Source organism: Inquilinus sp. CAU 1745 (genome assembly GCF_039839375.1).
Classification (GTDB): Bacteria; Pseudomonadota; Alphaproteobacteria; order DSM-16000; family Inquilinaceae; genus JBDOQU01.
Map to the genome: position 1 here is coordinate 42,577 of NZ_JBDOQU010000004.1, position 16,759 is coordinate 59,335.

The 16,759-nt window shown below is 67.6% G+C and carries 11 protein-coding genes and 1 tRNA gene; 6 read left to right on the plus strand and 6 right to left on the minus strand.

Annotated features, from left to right (window positions below):
- Window positions 1-111: 111 nt before the first annotated feature.
- Window positions 112-3,243, plus strand: coding sequence for a bifunctional proline dehydrogenase/L-glutamate gamma-semialdehyde dehydrogenase PutA (gene putA / locus AAFN89_RS06455; RefSeq protein WP_347537130.1), 3,132 nt, complete (start codon window positions 112-114; stop codon window positions 3,241-3,243).
- 314 nt (window positions 3,244-3,557) lie between these two features.
- Here putA and AAFN89_RS06460 read toward each other — a convergent pair whose 3' ends face one another.
- Both AAFN89_RS06460 and carA read right to left on the minus strand, forming a co-directional pair.
- Window positions 3,558-4,199: a GNAT family N-acetyltransferase gene (locus tag AAFN89_RS06460; protein ID WP_347537132.1), complete on the minus strand. Its 642-nt coding sequence runs from the start codon at window positions 4,197-4,199 to the stop codon at window positions 3,558-3,560.
- 13 nt (window positions 4,200-4,212) lie between these two features.
- Window positions 4,213-5,385: a glutamine-hydrolyzing carbamoyl-phosphate synthase small subunit gene (gene carA / locus AAFN89_RS06465; RefSeq protein WP_347537134.1), complete on the minus strand. Its 1,173-nt coding sequence runs from the start codon at window positions 5,383-5,385 to the stop codon at window positions 4,213-4,215.
- A gap of 192 nt (window positions 5,386-5,577) precedes the next feature.
- Between carA and AAFN89_RS06470 the strand changes: the two genes are divergently transcribed.
- The 3 genes from AAFN89_RS06470 (at window position 5,578) to rpoD (ending at window position 10,041) form a co-directional block, all read left to right on the plus strand.
- Entirely contained in the window at window positions 5,578-6,033 is a 456-nt protein-coding gene (locus tag AAFN89_RS06470; RefSeq protein ID WP_347537136.1) for a GatB/YqeY domain-containing protein, read from the plus strand.
- A 27-nt stretch (window positions 6,034-6,060) separates the two neighbouring features.
- Entirely contained in the window at window positions 6,061-7,893 is a 1,833-nt protein-coding gene (dnaG, locus tag AAFN89_RS06475) for a DNA primase (RefSeq protein ID WP_347537138.1), read from the plus strand.
- Window positions 7,894-8,079: 186 nt separating this feature from the next.
- The gene (rpoD, locus tag AAFN89_RS06480; RefSeq protein WP_347537140.1) at window positions 8,080-10,041 is read left to right on the plus strand and encodes an RNA polymerase sigma factor RpoD; all 1,962 of its coding nucleotides are present in this window, start codon (window positions 8,080-8,082) and stop codon (window positions 10,039-10,041) included.
- Between the two features lie 117 nt (window positions 10,042-10,158).
- On the opposite strand, the gene AAFN89_RS06485 is transcribed toward rpoD, so the two are convergent.
- Window positions 10,159-12,378: an esterase-like activity of phytase family protein gene (locus AAFN89_RS06485; RefSeq protein ID WP_347537142.1), complete on the minus strand. Its 2,220-nt coding sequence runs from the start codon at window positions 12,376-12,378 to the stop codon at window positions 10,159-10,161.
- Window positions 12,379-12,539: 161 nt separating this feature from the next.
- On the opposite strand from AAFN89_RS06485, the gene AAFN89_RS06490 reads away from it, so the two are divergent.
- Window positions 12,540-13,412 (plus strand): MBL fold metallo-hydrolase, encoded by an 873-nt coding sequence (locus AAFN89_RS06490; protein WP_347537144.1) that lies wholly within the window; start codon window positions 12,540-12,542, stop codon window positions 13,410-13,412.
- A gap of 74 nt (window positions 13,413-13,486) precedes the next feature.
- Window positions 13,487-13,562 (plus strand) — tRNA-Ile (locus AAFN89_RS06495).
- 278 nt (window positions 13,563-13,840) lie between these two features.
- Here the strand turns inward: AAFN89_RS06495 and AAFN89_RS06500 are convergent.
- Genes AAFN89_RS06500 through AAFN89_RS06510 form a run of 3 tightly spaced genes read right to left on the minus strand, consistent with a single transcriptional unit; the run spans window position 13,841 to window position 16,751 of the window.
- A complete protein-coding gene (locus AAFN89_RS06500) occupies window positions 13,841-14,770 on the minus strand; it encodes a dihydrodipicolinate synthase family protein (protein ID WP_347537146.1) in 930 nt (309 codons plus the stop codon).
- On the minus strand, window positions 14,767-15,738 hold the full coding sequence (locus tag AAFN89_RS06505; protein WP_347537149.1) for an ABC transporter ATP-binding protein: 972 nt from the start codon (window positions 15,736-15,738) through the stop codon (window positions 14,767-14,769). The genes AAFN89_RS06500 and AAFN89_RS06505 overlap by 4 nt, the downstream gene beginning before the upstream one ends.
- A complete protein-coding gene (locus AAFN89_RS06510) occupies window positions 15,735-16,751 on the minus strand; it encodes an ABC transporter ATP-binding protein (protein ID WP_347537151.1) in 1,017 nt (338 codons plus the stop codon). Before AAFN89_RS06510 ends, AAFN89_RS06505 begins: the two co-directional genes overlap by 4 nt.
- Window positions 16,752-16,759: the final 8 nt, after the last annotated feature.

Genomic DNA, 16,759 nt, shown 5'->3' on the forward strand with positions numbered 1-16,759 from the left:
GAAACGAAATCGGGAAAAAGTTTCTGCCACGGAATCCGCAAGAACAGTACCTTCATCTTCGTGCAATCGAGGATATTCCAGCAGAATTTTCTACAGCCGGAGAGCCCGACCATGCTGTTCGAACAGCCGCCCGCCTCCCCCGATCCCGCCCGCGCCAGGGTCCGAGCCGCGCTGCGCATGGACGAGACGGAATGCGTGAACGCCCGCATCGCCGAGGCGGCGGTGACGGAGGCGGAGCGCCGCCGGATCGACGAGACGGCGCGCGGGCTGGTCGACGCGATCCGCAAGGGGCGGCGCAATCCCGGCGGCATCGACGCCTTCATGCAGGAATACGAGCTTTCGACCGAGGAAGGCGTCCTGCTGATGTGTCTGGCGGAGGCGCTGCTGCGCATTCCCGACGCCGCGACGGCCGACCGGCTGATCCGCGACAAGATCGGCGGCAAGAACTGGGAAAGCCATCTGGGCAATTCCGACAGCGTCTTCGTCAACGCCTCCACCTGGGCGCTGATGCTGACCGGCCGCATCGTCGGGCCGGACGAGGCGACCGGCGGCAAGAGCTGGCAGGCCGGCCTGAGGCGCATGATCGGCAAGTCGGGAGAGCCGGTGATCCGCACGTCGGTCACCCGGGCGATGCGCATCCTGGGCAAGCAGTTTGTCATGGGCCGCACGATCGAAGAGGCGCTGGACCGCGCCCGGTCGGCGGAGAAGGGCGGCTATCGCCATTCCTACGACATGCTGGGGGAAGCGGCACGGACCATGGCCGACGCCGAGCGCTATTTCGACGCCTACGTCCAGGCGATCAAGGCGATCGGCGCGGCGGCGGCCGGGCGCGGGCCGATCGAGGCGCCCGGCATCTCGGTCAAGCTGTCGGCCCTGCATCCGCGATATGAGTTCGCCCAGACCGACCGGGTGATGGCGGAGCTGGTCCCGCGCCTGCGCAAGCTGTGCCTGCTGGCGGCGGAGGCCGATATCGGCCTCTGCGTCGATGCGGAGGAGGCCGACCGGCTGGACCTTTCCATGGACGTCATCGCCGCCATCTCCGCCGATCCGGTGCTGAAGGGCTGGGAGGGCTTCGGCCTTGCCATCCAGGCCTACCAGAAGCGCGCCCTGCCGTTGATCGACTGGCTGGCCGAACGGGCGCGCGCCGATGGCCGCCGGCTGATGGTCCGGCTGGTCAAGGGCGCCTATTGGGATACCGAGGTCAAGCTCGCCCAGGTGTCGGGCGTGGAGGGCTATCCGGTCTTCACCCGCAAGGTCTCGACCGACGTCTCCTACCTGGCCTGCGCCCGCAGGCTGCTGTCAGCGCCGGACGCCTTCTATCCCGCCTTCGCCACCCACAACGCCCATACCGTCGCCGCCGTGATGGCCTTTGCCGGCGACAACCGGCAGTTCGAATTCCAGCGCCTGCACGGCATGGGAGAACCGCTCCACGACCGGGTGGTGAGCCGCGACGGGCTCGGCCAGCCCTGCCGCATCTACGCCCCGGTCGGCAGCCATGAGGAGCTTCTGGCCTATCTGGTGCGCCGGCTGCTGGAGAACGGGGCCAACACCTCTTTCGTCAACCGCATTTCCGACGACACCCTGCCGGTCGACGCCATTGTCGCCGATCCGGCGGTGGAGGCGGCGCAACTGAAGGCGAAACCCCATCCGAAGATTCCGCTGCCGCCGGACCTCTACGGCGCGGCCCGCCGGAATTCCCGGGGGATCGACCTCAACGACCCGGCGACCCTCGCGCCGCTTGACGCGGCCATGTCGAAGGCCGCCGGCCGGACATGGAAGGCCGGCAAGGTGGGCAAGGAAAGACCCGTCGCTGATCCGTCCGACCGCCGCCGCATCGTCGGCGCGGTCGCGGAAGCCTCGGCGGAAGATGCCGGCCGGGCGGTCGGCGCGGCGCTGGCCGCGCAGCCGGGCTGGGATTCGACGCCTGCTTCCCGCCGTGCGGAAATGCTGGAGCGCGCGGCCGATCTCTATGAGACGCATATGGCCGACCTGATGGCACTTGCGGTCAGGGAAGCCGGGAAGACCGCCCCCGACGCCGTCGCGGAGGTGCGGGAGGCGGTCGATTTCCTGCGCTATTACGCGATGATGGCGCGGCGGGATTTCGCGGAGCCGGAGACCCTGCCCGGCCCGACGGGGGAGCGGAACGAACTTTCGCTGCACGGGCGGGGCGTCTTCGTCTGCATCAGCCCGTGGAACTTCCCGCTGGCCATCTTCACCGGCCAGGTCTCCGCCGCGCTGGCCGCCGGCAACGCCGTCATCGCGAAACCGGCCGAACAGACGCCGCTGATCGCGGCGGAGGCGGTGCGGCTGCTGCATGAGGCCGGCGTGCCGGCGGACGTGCTCCATCTGCTGCCGGGCGACGGCGCGACGGTCGGCGCGGCGCTGGTCGCCGACCCCCGCATCGGCGGTGTCGCCTTTACCGGCTCGACGGAGACGGCCCAGGCGATCCACCGGACGCTGGCGGAGAAGCAGGGCCCCATCGTGCCGCTGATCGCGGAGACGGGCGGCCAGAACGCCATGATCGTGGACAGTTCCGCCCTCCCCGAACAGGTGGTCCGCGACGTGCTGGCCTCGGGGTTCCAGAGCGCGGGTCAGCGCTGCTCCGCCCTTCGGGTGCTGTTCGTGCAGGAGGATGTGGCCGACGGGCTGGAAAAGATGCTGGCCGGCGCGATGGCGGAACTCCGCATGGGCGATCCGGGGCTGCTGAAGACCGACATCGGCCCCGTCATCGACGATGACGCGCTTAAGATGCTCCGCGACCATGCCGCCCGGATGGAGAAGGAGGGGAGGCTGATCGCCCGGACGCCGCTGCCGGAAGGGCTGGAGAACGGGACCTTCTTCGCGCCCGTGGCCTACGCCATCGACGGGCTGGATGTGCTGGAGCGGGAGGTGTTCGGCCCGGTCCTCCACGTCATCCGGTTCAAGGGCGACAGGCTGGATGCGGTGATCGACAGCATCAACGCCACCGGCTACGGCCTCACGCTGGGCATCCACAGCCGCATCGACGGGACGATCAGGCACATCCTGGACCGGGCGCGGGTCGGCAACATCTATGTCAACCGCAACCAGATCGGCGCGATCGTCGGCGTCCAGCCCTTCGGCGGCGAAGGCCTGTCCGGCACCGGCCCGAAAGCCGGCGGCCCCCACTACCTCCACCGCTTCGCGACCGAACGCTCCCTCTCCATCGACACCACCGCCGCCGGCGGCAACGCCGCCCTGATGGTGATGGAGGACGGCGCGTAGGGGGCTAACCAAGAGCGTGACAGCGCGGCTCTAACAGGATAATATTCCTGCGATAATCTGGCCCAAGCCGACAAAAGCCTACAAAAGCCCACATAAGAAAAAACCACCCCTCACCCTCCCGCTTCGCGGGTCCCTCCCTCTCCCCTGAGGGGCGAGGGTGAAGTTGGTAGCCCTCGCCCCTCAGGGGAGAGGGTTGGGTGAGGGGCTTCGGTCGCGCCCTCCAGCATGACATTGTTTTTATTGGTCATTCTGGACTTGATCCAGAATCCATAGGCCTTCGCCGTTGCACCGGCGGTGGCAGGCGTCTGCTCCGTCTACCGCAGCCGCCGCAATACCGGCAGCCGTCTTGCCGCCGTCGCGGGCTCGGCCGGCCTGGGCGTCGGGGCGTCCGGGTTGGTCAGGGCGGTCAGCACATGGTCGCGCCACGCGCCGTCTATGAACAGGTAGTCGCGGGCGAAGCCCTCGCGCTCGAAGCCCAGCTTCTCCAGCACCCTCGCGCTGCGGGCGTTCTCCGGCATGTGGTTCGCCATGATCCGGTGCAGGCCGAACTCCGCGAACATGAAGCCGATCGAAAGCCGCAGGGCCTCGACCATCAACCCCTCGCCCTGCCGCTCGCCGTCCAGGTGGTAGCCCAGATAGGCGGCCTGGAAGGGCCCGCGGATGATGTTGGAGAAATTGACCTGGCCGATGACGGCCGGCGGCTGCTCCCCGTCTTCATTGATGGGCCGGATCACCAGCCGGGCCGCCTGCTCCCGGTCGTAGAGCGCCCGCGCCGCGCCGGTCCATTGCCGCCAGTAGGAGAGGGTGTAGAACGCGTCGGACACCGGCGGCGACCAGGGAGCGAGATGATCCCGGTTGCGCCGCTGGAAGGCCAGCAGCGCCGTGGCGTCGCTCTCCCGCGCCAGGGCGACCGTGACGCGCTGTCCGGTCAGCAGGGGCGGGGGAGGCGGCGGCATCCGGCCTCCGCTCTCAGCGGCCGGAATCGATCAGGTCGGTGAACCGCTCGAACAGGTAATGGCTGTCCTGCGGGCCGGGGCTGGCTTCCGGGTGGTACTGGACGGAGAAGATCGGCCGGTCCTTCACCCTGACGCCCTCGTTCGTGCCGTCGAACAGGGAGACATGGGTCACCTCGACCCCCTCCGGCAGGCTTTCGGGCAGCACGGCGAAGCCATGGTTCTGGCTGGTGATCTCCACCTTTCCGGTGGCGAGATCCTTGACCGGATGGTTCGCGCCGCGATGGCCGCGCGTCATCTTGCCCGTCCGCCCGCCCAGCGCGATGGACAGGAGCTGGTGGCCCAGGCAGATGCCGAAGATCGGCTTGCCGCTGTCGATCAGCGCCTTGAGTGTCGGCACCGCGTATTCGCCGGTCGCCGCCGGATCGCCCGGCCCGTTGGACAGGAAGATTCCGTCCGGGTCGTGGCGCAGCACGTCCTCGGCCGTCGCGGTCGCCGGCACGACCGTCACCTCGCATCCCGCCGATGCCAGGCAGCGCAGGATGTTGCGCTTGGCGCCGTAATCGATGGCGACGACCTTCCGCGTCGGCGCTTCCTGGCGGCCATAGCCCGTCTCCAGCGCCCAGCGGGTCTCGTCCCATTTGTAGGTCTGGCGGCAGGAGACCTCCTTTGCCAGATCCATGCCCTCCAGCCCCGGCCAGCCTTCCGCCTTCCGGCGCAGCGCGTCGATGTCGAACCTTCCGTCGGGCGCATGGGCGATGACGCCGTTGGGCGCGCCCAGATCGCGGATGCGGCGGGTCAGCTTGCGCGTGTCCACGCCGGCGATCCCGACCATGCCGTTGGCCTTCAGCCAGTCGTCGAAGGACCGGGTGGCGCGCCAGTTGGCCGGATCGGTGATGTCGGCCCGCAGCACCACGCCGCGCGCGGCCGGCGTCGTCGTTTCCGAATCCTCCACATTGGCGCCGACATTGCCGATATGGGGGAAGGTGAAGGTGATGATCTGGCCGGCGAAGGACGGATCGGTCAGCGATTCCTGATAGCCGGTCATGGAAGTGTTGAAGCAGACCTCGCCGACCGCGTCTCCGGCGGCCCCGACTCCGCGGCCCCAGAGCACCGTGCCGTCGGCCAGGACCAGCGCGCCCGTCGCGCCTTCGGGCGCGGGGTTGGAAGAGGTTTTTGGCTCGCTCATCGCGGCTTGCCCTCGAATGGAAGAACTGTACATTTGCCGGGCGCGTGATAAAGCACGGATCGACGCGCGACGCCAGAGCCCTGGCTCATGGCTGCCCGGCGTCGGCCGGGAGGCAATCACCGGCTACGGCCCCGGCCCCGCGCCAATCGCGGCCGGCCGTCCAGCCGCATTTCATCCTTAGGAGACTCGCCCATGATCCGGTCCCAACTCAATGAGGCGCTCAAGACCGCGATGAAGGAAAGGGACGGCGTCGCGACCTCGACCCTGCGGCTGATCCTGGCGGCGCTGAAGGACCGGGACATCGCGGCGCGCGGACGCGGCAACACCGAAGGGATCGACGATACGGAGATCCTGTCCCTGCTGCAGACCATGATCAAGCAGCGGCGGGAATCCATCGTGCTCTATGAACAGGGCGGTCGGCTCGACCTGGCGGAGCAGGAGACCGAGGAGATCGCGGTGATCGAGAAGTTCCTGCCCCGCCAGATGTCCGAGGATGAGACGCGGCAGGCCGTCGACGCGGTCATCGCGGAGATCGGGGCCGCCGGCATCAAGGATATGGGCCGCACCATGACGGAGCTGCGCTCCCGCTATGCCGGCCGGATGGATTTCGGCAAGGCGAGCGGGCTGGTGAAGGCGACGCTGGGATAAGCTCCCGCTATCGATTAGAACCCTCCCATGTCGTTGCCTCCGCAATTCCTGGACGAGCTTCGGGCGCGCGTCGCGCTCTCCGACCTGATCGGGAAGCGGATGCGGCTGGTCCGGTCGAACCGGGAGTGGAAGGGCCTGTGCCCGTTCCACAATGAGAAGTCGCCCAGCTTCACGGTCAACGATCAGAAGGGCTTCTTCCATTGCTTTGGCTGCGGCGCCCATGGCGACGCCATCGGCTTCCTGATGCAGCATGACCGGCTGGGCTTCATGGAGGCGGTGGAGCAGCTTGCAGGCCAGGTCGGGCTGGAGGTGCCGCAGGCGACGCCGGAGGACCGGCAGCGCTACGAGAAGCGGAAGAGCCTCTACGACCTTACAGAAGCCGCCGGGCGCTTCTTCGAATCCCAGCTTGCCGCCCCGGCCGGCCGCGCGGCGCGGGACTATTTCACCCGACGCGGGCTGGATGGGGAGACGATCGCCCGGTTCCGACTAGGCTACGCCCCCGCCGACGCTCAGGCGCTGCTGGCGCATCTGAAGGCGGAGGGGTTCGAGGAGGCCGACATCCTGGAAGTTGGCCTCGCCCGCCGGCCGGACGACGGCCGCGCGCCTTACGCCTTCTTCCGGAACCGCGTGATCTTCCCCGTTGCCGATTCGCGCGGCCGGGTGGTGGCGTTCGGTGCGCGCCTGCTGGAAGGCGAAGGGCCGAAATACGTCAACAGCCCGGACGGGCCGCTTTTTCACAAGGGCCAGTTGCTCTACGGCCTCTCCCGCGCCCGGCAGGCGGCGGGGCAGGGCCATGCCGTCGTGGTCGCCGAAGGCTATATGGACGTGATCGCGCTGGTCCGCGCGGGTTTCGAGGCGGCGGTCGCGCCGCTGGGCACCGCGCTGACGGAGGCGCAGGCCCAGGAGCTGTGGAAGGTCGCGCGGGAGCCGGTCCTTTGTTTCGACGGCGACGGGGCCGGCAAGCGCGCTGCCTGGCGGGCGGTCGACCGGGTGCTGCCGCTGCTCAAGCCCGACCATTCCGTCCGCGTCGCCTTCCTGCCGGAGGGGGAGGATCCCGACAGCCTGATCGCCGCCGGCGGGATGCCGGCCATGCGCTCGGTCCTGGAAGCCTCCCAGCCGCTTTCCCAGGTGGTGTTCGACCATGAGGTCGCCGACCACCGGCTGGATGCGCCGGAAGGGCGCGCCGGCCTTCAGGCGGCGCTGGACGCCCAGGCGCGGCGGATCGAGGACCGGGCGGTCCAGGATTATTATTTCCGCCATTTCCGCGACCGGCTGGAGGAGACGTTCCCGCGCCGCCGTCAGACGGCCGGCGAAGGCCGGGCCTGGAACGGCCGCCGCCGTGGGAACGAACCGCCGCCGGGCCCCAGGCCCACCGGCATCGGCGCCCGCCGCGACGCCGATTTCGTGCCGTCGGTGCTGCTCGCGGCCCTGCTGCACCATCCCGCCCTGTTCGACGAGCTGGACGAGCATCTGGGGATGATCGCCTTCGCCGATGCGAAGCTGGATGCGCTGAAGCGGGCGACGCTGGAACGGTTATGCGTCCCGCCGGGCCTTGATTCGGAAGGGGTGCGCCTCCACCTTTCCCAAACCGGTCACGCCCCCGCCTTGCAACGGCTTCTGAATCAGCGTCTTTTCACCAGGGCGCCGTTCGCGCGGGCTGATGCGTCGGAGGACGGCGCGCGTGACGGTTGCCGCCATCTGTGGCGTCAATGGGCGACCCGCCGCATGCGCGACGAGTTGAAGGAAGCGTCGCGGGCCTTGGCTGCCGAGCCGACAGAAGCTAATCTCGCGCGCTTTCGTGCGCTGAGGCTTCAGGCGGAGCGGGAAGAGAGCGGCGACGGCGACATGGGCTATCGGTGAGGCGGGCGCGTCTCGCCACCGGTGTCGCCGGTAGAGAATGGCGGGATGGGACGGGCTGGACTGACCTTTAAGACGGGTTTGTCCGGGACCGTCGCTTTACCGTTTCCGAAGCGCGGGACCGTTTTGAAGCGCAAGGGTGTGCGCGGCGCATCGGTCTCCGAACTGATACAAGGGCATGGGTCTCTGATGGCGACGAAGGCATCCAATACCGCCGAGACGACGGAAAACCGCGAAGAAGGCAGCGAGGGTCCGCTGCTGGACAATATCGGCCAGGCGCTGAAGAAGGTCATCGCGAAGGGCAAGGAACGCGGCTACATCACCTATGATGAGCTGAACGGCGTCCTGCCGCCCGACCAGACTTCTTCGGAGCAGATCGAGGACGTGATGGCCGCCCTGTCTGAGATGGGCGTCAACGTTGTCGAGAATGAGGAGAACGAGGACGTAGCCCAGCCGGAAGCCGACAAGGATGGCGAGCCGCGCGCGGCCGGCAATCTGGACGATGAGGATATCGGCCGGACCGACGATCCCGTGCGCATGTATCTGCGCGAGATGGGGTCGGTCGAACTGCTGAGCCGCGAGGGCGAGATCGCCATCGCCAAGCGGATCGAGGCAGGCCGCGAGATGATGATCGGCGGCATCTGCGAAAGCCCGCTGACCATCCGCGCCATCATCGACTGGCACAATTCCCTGAAGGACGGGAAGCTCCTCCTCCGCGACATCATCGACCTGGACGCCACCTACGGCGCCGGCCCCGACGCCGAATCCTCCGACGAGGAATCCTCCGACGAAACCGCCGAGGGCGAGGAGGCCGAGAAGGAGGAGAATGAATCCGAGGAGGCGAAGGGCGAGAATGGCGACGCCGAGGGCGACGAGGACGACAACTCCATGTCCCTCTCGGCCATGGAGGAGGCGCTGAAGCCCCAGGTCCTGGAGACGTTCGACCAGATCGAGCAGACCTACGGCAAGCTGGCGAAGGTCCAGGAGCAGCGGCTGACGCTGATCCAGAAAGGCGATGCGCCGACCAGGCAGTCCGACACCAAGTACGACAAGCTGAAGCGCGAGCTGGTTGAGCTAATGGAGAAGGTGCGGCTGAACAACAGCCGGATCGAACAGCTTGTCGACCAGCTCTATGCGCTCAACCGCACGCTGATCGGCCATGAAGGCCGGCTGATGCGGCTGGTGCTTGAGACGCGGGTGCCCCGGGAGGAATTCCTCCGGAACTATTTCGGCCATGAGCTGGATCCGAACTGGCTGGAGCGGGTCGGCGGCCTGTCGACCAAATGGGGCCGGTTCGTGGAGCGCAACGGCGAGGCGGCGCAAGGCGTCCGCTCCTCGATCGCGGAGATCGCGGACGAGGCGGGGGTGCCGATCACGGAGTTCCGGCGCATCGTCTCCACCGTCCAGAAGGGCGAGAAGGAGGCCGGGCGCGCGAAGAAGGAGATGGTCGAGGCCAATCTCCGGCTCGTGATCTCGATCGCCAAGAAGTACACAAATCGCGGCCTGCAGTTCCTGGATCTGATCCAGGAAGGCAATATCGGCCTGATGAAGGCGGTCGATAAGTTCGAATACCGCCGCGGCTACAAATTCTCGACCTACGCCACCTGGTGGATCCGGCAGGCGATCACCCGCTCGATCGCCGACCAGGCACGGACCATCCGCATCCCGGTCCATATGATCGAGACGATCAACAAGCTGGTCCGCACCAGCCGGCAGATGCTGCATGAGATCGGCCGCGAGCCGACGCCGGAAGAGCTTGCCGAGCGGCTGATGATGCCGCTGGAGAAGGTTCGCAAGGTCCTGAAGATCGCCAAGGAGCCGATCTCCCTCGAAACGCCGATCGGCGACGAGGAGGACAGCCATCTGGGTGATTTCATCGAGGACAAGAACGCTGTCCAGCCGCTCGACGCCGCCATCCAGGCGAATCTGCGGGAGACGACGACCCGCGTGCTGGCCAGCCTGACGGCCCGTGAGGAGCGGGTGCTGCGGATGCGCTTCGGCATCGGCATGAACACCGACCATACGCTGGAGGAAGTGGGCCAACAGTTCAGCGTGACCCGCGAGCGTATCCGCCAGATCGAGGCCAAGGCGCTCCGCAAGCTGAAACACCCCAGCCGAAGCCGCAAGCTCCGCAGCTTCCTGGATACCTGAGAACCAACCGACCCCTCACCCAACCCTCTCCCCGGCGGGGAGAGGGCTTTTCTTACCCTCTCCCGCTTGCGGGAGAGGGAGGGCCCCGCGAAGCGGGAGGGTGAGGGGGTTTTTTGGTTAGTTCACCAACTCATCCACCGCGCCCAGGCGCAGAAGCTGGGTTTCGCCGGTGGAATCGTCCACCCCGTCATTGTCGATGACGACCAGCATCCGGCCGTCGGCCGTCACAGTCAATCCTTCGGGCTTGTCGGAGATCCAGCCGCTGCCTTCGCGCATCGCCGGCAGCAGGTCGGCGACGATGGTCTTCTCCACCAGCGGCAGGTCGCCGCCGGCCGGGGCGGGCGTGACGCCATCCAGCGAGATCGCCGTGACGACCTTGAATGCGCCGTGCGGGCCGGGCTGGTTGTCGCGTTCGATCAGCGCGAACCGCCGGCCGCCCAGATGGGTGATCTCCGACAGGCCGACCCAACCGCCATTGGCGGAGGACGGCGCTTCGAGCGGATAGCGGGCGAAGATCCATTCGTCGGTCTCCGGCGCATAGAAGCCCAGCTTCGCCTGTCCTTCGGGATCGCCGTCCCATTCGCGCTGGAAGGCCACGACGACGCGTTCCGTCCCGTCCTCGATCCAGCTCGCCACGCCTTCGAAGCCGTGCTTCCGCGCCCCGGCGGCCACGCTCTCCGGCAGTGCTATCTCCTGCTCCACCGCGCCATCCTCGGCGACCGCCAGCAGCAGGTTCGGCAGCCCGTCCTCCGGAGCGCCTTCCGAAACGGCCCAGAACCCGCCGCCCTGGCGCAGGGCGATGCCTTCAAGATCGTAGGCGGCGCGCTCTCCATCTTTCGTCAGCTCGACATAGTCGGTGATCCGCGCCGGGACGGCGGACACGTCCATCCGGTAGATGCGGGACGAGGCGTAGACGCTGTCGCTGGCCGCCCAGACGATGGCGGGGTCCTCGGGATCGGCCGCCAGGGCGGAAAGAGCGCCCCAGCCGATCGGCGCGCCGGTCGCCGGGTCGTCCTCCGAAACGACCGCCGGGAAGGAAGGTCCGGCGGCGTCTCGGGCATAAAGGCTGACTGTGGCGCGGAAGCCGTCCTCGGCGGAATCCTCCTCGGTCGCCACGACGAACAGGTTCCGCTCGGGGATCGCCAGCACGCCTTCGGGGCCGATGGCGGTCGGCAGGAAATCGACGAATTCCGGCTCCCCGCCCGTATCCTCGAAGACCGCGACGAAGTTCCCGCGTTCGGAATTCACGAAGAACAGGCCCTGGTCGCCGAACCGGCCGAACTCCACCCCTTCAGGCTCCACGCCCTTGTTGTCGGCGCGACCCTCTGGGTAGTGGCCGTGACGCATGCCGATATGCTCCATCAGCGCGCCGCTGTCATAAAGCGCCTCGCCCGTCCGGTCGAAGATGGTGAAGCCGCGCGATCCGCCCTCATAATCGCCCTCGTTGGCGGTGACGAAGCGGGTTTCGTCCAGCCATGCCACGGCGTCCGGCTCGCGGGGAACGTCCTGGAGGGAGCCGTTGCCCCGAACGATGCCGTCATCCTCGATGTCGATGGCCTCAAGGCTCGCGCTTCCGGCCGGAAAATGGTCCGTCACCTCGCCCGTCGCCAGATCGACCAGCGTCAGATGGTTGTTCTCCTGCAAGGTCACGATGGCGAGATTGTCTTCGTTGATGTCGACGAATTCCGGCTCCGGATCGTCGCCCGCGACGGACGCCAGCCCGGTCATATCGACCATGCGCGGCGCATCACAATCGGCCGGCAGCCCGTCCGCGCCCAGATCCAGGATGGCGAGGCCGCCCGGCGGCATCTGCGGGATGACGCCTTCATTCAGCTCCTCGTCCCGCTCGTTCTCGATCACCACCGCCAGATAGGCGCCATCCGGGCTGGCGGCGATGCTGTCCGGCTGGCCGCCGACATCGCAACGGGCGACGATCTGCCGGCTCTCCGGATCGATGACCGCGACATGGCCGGACGGGTCGGTGAAACTCTCCGACGTGTTGACCGCCGCGAAGACATGGCCGCCCTTGACGGTGACGGAGGTCGGCTCTCCCTCCAGCGCCAGCACGCCGGCCGGCCGCGGCGCTGCGGGATCGGCGATGTCGATGAACCCGATCTGCTCGCCCGGGCTGTCGGTATAGACCAGCATCATGCCGTCCTCGGTCGCCGAGACGATCTCCGCCACCGTCTGTATCGCCGGATCCGTCCCTTCCGGCAGGTTCTGGAAGACGGGCAACGTCGACAGGCGGCGGAAATGATCGCCTTCCGCCATGGCGCTACCCGGCAGGATGATGAGGGCGGCGGACGCCATCAGCGACGCGCGGGACCAGGGTGACATGGTCGTTTCTCCTTGGTGGGAATCTGGGGCGGGAATCCGGGGAAAGGGGGAGGGATCGTTCCTGCCCCGCAACGCTTGCTGCGTAGCAGCGGCGGATTTCCGTTTCGCGACGGTTCGCTGACCGTTTTGTTTCTTCTCGCGCCTCTCTATGGTTCCGCCCCATGCGAGTCACCCTCCTGGGCACCGGTTGCCCCGCCGTCCATCCCCGCCGCTATGGCGCGGCCACGCTGTTGCGATCCGCGCGGGGCACGATCCTGATAGATTGCGGATCGGGCGCGACCCAGCGCCTCGTCTCCGCCGGATCGTCGGGGCGCGACCTGGACGCGGTGCTTCTGACGCACCTCCATTCCGACCATCTGGTCGATCTCTACCAGCTCATCCTGTCGAGCTGGCATCAGGGGCGGGACCGGCCCCAGCGCATCTACGGGCCGCCCGGCACGCGCGCCCATGTCGATGGGCTGATGGCGCTGTGGCGGGAGGAGCGGGAGCTTCGCATCGCCCACGAGAAGCGGCCCTCGATAGAGGCGCTGACGGTCGAGGTGACGGAGATCGCGGCCGGCAAGACGCTGGAGATCGCGGGCGTCGCGGTTCGGGTCGTGCCGGTCGACCACCGGCCGATCCGCCACGCCTACGGCTTCGTGTTCGAGGAGGAGGGGAGGAAGGTCGCGATCAGCGGCGACACGCGCTATTGCCCGGAACTGATCGCCGCCGCCGGCGGCGCGGACCTTCTGGTCCACGAGGTCTTCATCCACCGGGAGATGAAGCCCGTTCCCGGCATCCGCACGGCGGAGACGATCGAGGCGACCGCCAGCTACCACACCCTTTCCGGGGAGGTCGGACGCGTCGCAGGGGAGGCGGGCGCCAAGGCGCTGGCGCTGACCCATTTCGTCCCGCCGGAATTCGACCGGCCGGCGCTCCTGGCGGAAGTCCGCCGCGCCTATCGCGGCCCCATCCTGATCGGCGAGGATCTGATGACCATCGACGTGGCGGCCGGAACCGCGATCCACGGCGAAACCCACATCGCCTTCGGCTGACAGGTGGCAGGTGACAGGTGGCTGGCAAAGCGCCTTTTGCCCGCCGCCCCAACCTGCTAAGACACCTCCCGCGTGGGCCTGTAGTTCAGTGGTCAGAACCCGCCGCTCATAACGGTGTTGTCGCAGGTTCGAATCCTGCCGGGCCCACCATTTTTCGGGAATTGTAGGGTTTTGAGCGCCTGCCCGATGCCGTGCTCCGCGCTGATGCTGCCGCCCAAGTCACGATCTCGTCGAGATCTACCGACGCACCGCCAAGGGCTTCGGCCTCGACGTCGTCGTTGGTCCCGAGGATGCAGCGATACGCGGCGCCCTCACCATCGCGGCCCTCGCCGGGGAGGCCGCCTATGTGGCTTCGTGATCCGGACGCAAGGCAGTTTGTTGCTACGGGTCGAGGGGTAACGTCAGGACCGAAGGAGCGAGATTTGATATCAGTCGGCGAACAGTTCCGGCATTGATCGTCGCGCGATAGGCCGCAGGCGGTCGGCTTCGGCTTCCGGAATCCAGCGATAGGGACGGCGGAGCCTCGTGCCGATCGGTCCCCAGCCGCCGATTGTCGCCAGAAGTTTGTCGAGCGCCGCGTTGGAATAGCCGGGCTTCTCGCGGAAAGGCACGATGTGCGTGTCGATGAAGTGGCAGAGCCGGCGCTCCAGGTCCAGCGCGGCGTCGATGTCCTTTCGCATCAGGTCCGTCCAGCGCTGCGCGCCGCGCGGATCCAGGCAGGCGACATTGGAGAAGGAGCCGGCGGCCACGCCTTCCCTGGTCTCGGTCGCCAGCCGGTGGCCGGGGACGAACAGGGCGATATCGCCGAGGTGTCTTCTGACGGCTTCGCGCCACGCCGCGTCTCCGCTCGCGAGCTTGACGCCGACGACCGTCGGGGCCTCGGCCAGGATCCGGGCGAGTTCGTCGGGCGACAAAACGCGCTTGGCATGTGGAGGATTGTAGAGAATCAGCGGGACATCGCCGGCGGCGTCCACCGTCAATCGCAGGAAATCGATGGCTTCGGCATCCGTGACCGGCAACCAGTCGGGCAGGATGACCTGGATCGCCTCGGGGCGCAGCGCGGCGGCGCGGGCCGTCCGCTCGCGCGAAACGCTCGGATCGGAATGACAGGCTCCGATCACGAAGGGCATGCCGGCGGCGCGGCACTTCTCCGCCATCAGGGTCTGGATCGAATCGTATTCGGCCTCCGTCTGATTATGGAATTCGCTGGCCGTGCCGTTCGAGTAGATTCCGTCCACGCTGGCTGCAATCAGCCGGTCGATCACCGTCGCCAGACGGCCGAAATCGATGCTGTCATCCTCGTCTATCGGCAGGAGGACAGGCGCCCAATTGCCGCCGATCGCCATTCGCTGTTTCATTCCTGAAGGTCGTCCCGCCAGCAGGCCTTGAAATGCCCGGGAGCGACCTCCTCCAACGGAGGCACGCCTTCCGCGCAGCGGAGCAGCGCGTGAGGGCATCGGGTGCGGAAGACGCATCCTGACGGCGGGTTGGCCGGGCTCGGTATGTCGCCGGCCAGAATCTCGCGATGGCGCGGCGCATCGGGATCGGGCGACGGAATGGCCGAAAGAAGCGCCCGCGTATAGGGGTGACGGGGCTCGGCGTAGAGCTGCTCGCTCGGCGCGATCTCCATGATGCGGCCGAGATAGAGCACGATCACCCGGTCGCACATGAATTCCACGACCGCCAGATCGTGGGAAATGAACAGCATGGTGAGACCCATGCGCGCCTGAAGGTCGCGCAGCAGGTTGACGATCTGCGCCTGGACGGAGACGTCGAGCGCGGAAACCGGCTCGTCCGCCACCAGAAAGTCGGGCTCCAGCATCAAGGCCCGCGCGATGCCGATCCGCTGGCGCTGGCCGCCGGAGAATTCATGGGCGTAGCGGTCCAGCGCATCGGCCGGAAGTTCGACGGCCTCCAGCATCCTCGCGGCCTGGGCGAGACGGTCCTGGCGGGTTCCGATCTTCTGGATTCTCAAGCCCTCCGTCAGGATCTCCCCGATGGTCATGCGTGGCGACAGGCTGGCGAACGGGTCCTGGAAGATGTACTGCATGCGCCGGCGTTGGCGTCGCATCTCGCGGCCGCTCAGGCTCGTCACGTCGGCGCCCTCGAAACGCACCTCGCCCGAGGTCGGTTCGACAAGGCGCAGGACGGAACGGCCGATCGTCGTCTTGCCGCTGCCGGATTCCCCGACCAGCCCGACAACCTCCCCATGGGCGATGTCGAAGGAGATGTCGTCTAGCGCGCGAACCACGGGGCCTCGTCGGAAGGCGCCCGCGCCGAAATGCTTCGCGAGGCTCCGGACGGAGAGGAGGGGGGTGTCGGTCACAGTTCGCTCCAGCGGATGCAGCGGCTGAGATGTCCGCCATCGGTATCGGCCAACGGCGGCATAGCGGTCCGACAGGCGTCGGTGACGTAGGGGCAGCGCCCGGCGAAGGCGCAGCCGGCCGGACGGTCCACGATGCTCGGCACCGTTCCCGGAATGGCGGCCAATCGTCCGCCCGAGCGTTTCAGCGCCGTCGCCCGGCCGAGCACGGGGACGGAGGCGAGCAGGCCGATCGTATAGGGATGGCGGGGATGGCGGAACACCTCCCTGACGGTCCCCGTCTCCACGATCCGGCCGGCATACATGACCGCGACGCGGTCGGCGATCTCCGCGACAACGCCCAGATTGTGCGTCACGAACAGCATGCCCATCCCTTCATCGTCCTGAAGCCGCTTCAGCAGGTCGAGGATCTGGGCCTGGATGGTGACGTCCAGCGCCGTCGTCGGCTCGTCGGCAATGAGCAGCGTCGGACCGCAGGCAAGCGCCATGGCGATGGTGACCCGCTGGCGCATGCCTCCCGATAGTTCATGGGGATACTGGCGGACACGGCGCGCCGGATCGGGGATACCGACGCGGGCGAGCAGGTCGACGGCCTGACGCATGGCTTCGCCTCGCCCCGCGCCGCGATGGATGCGGATCGGTTCGGCGATCTGATCCCCCACCGTGTAGACGGGGTTCAGGCTCGTCATCGGTTCCTGGAACACCATCGCGACGTCATTGCCGCGCACCCTGCGCAACGCCTCGTCGTCCAGCGTTGCCAGGTCACGGATCGCTCCGTCCTTGCCGCGAAAGGCGATGCTGCCGGACGAAACGCGGCCGCTGCGCCGCGGCAGCAGACGCATGATCGACAGGCTGGTCACCGATTTGCCGGATCCGGATTCTCCGACCAGCGCCAGCGTCCGGCCGGTATCGATCGAAAGATCGACACCCTCGATCGCGGCTATCTCGCCATGAGGAACCCGGAAGGCGGTGCTGAGGCCGCGGACGTCGAGGATGTTGGTCGCCGGCTGGGTCATCGCGTCCT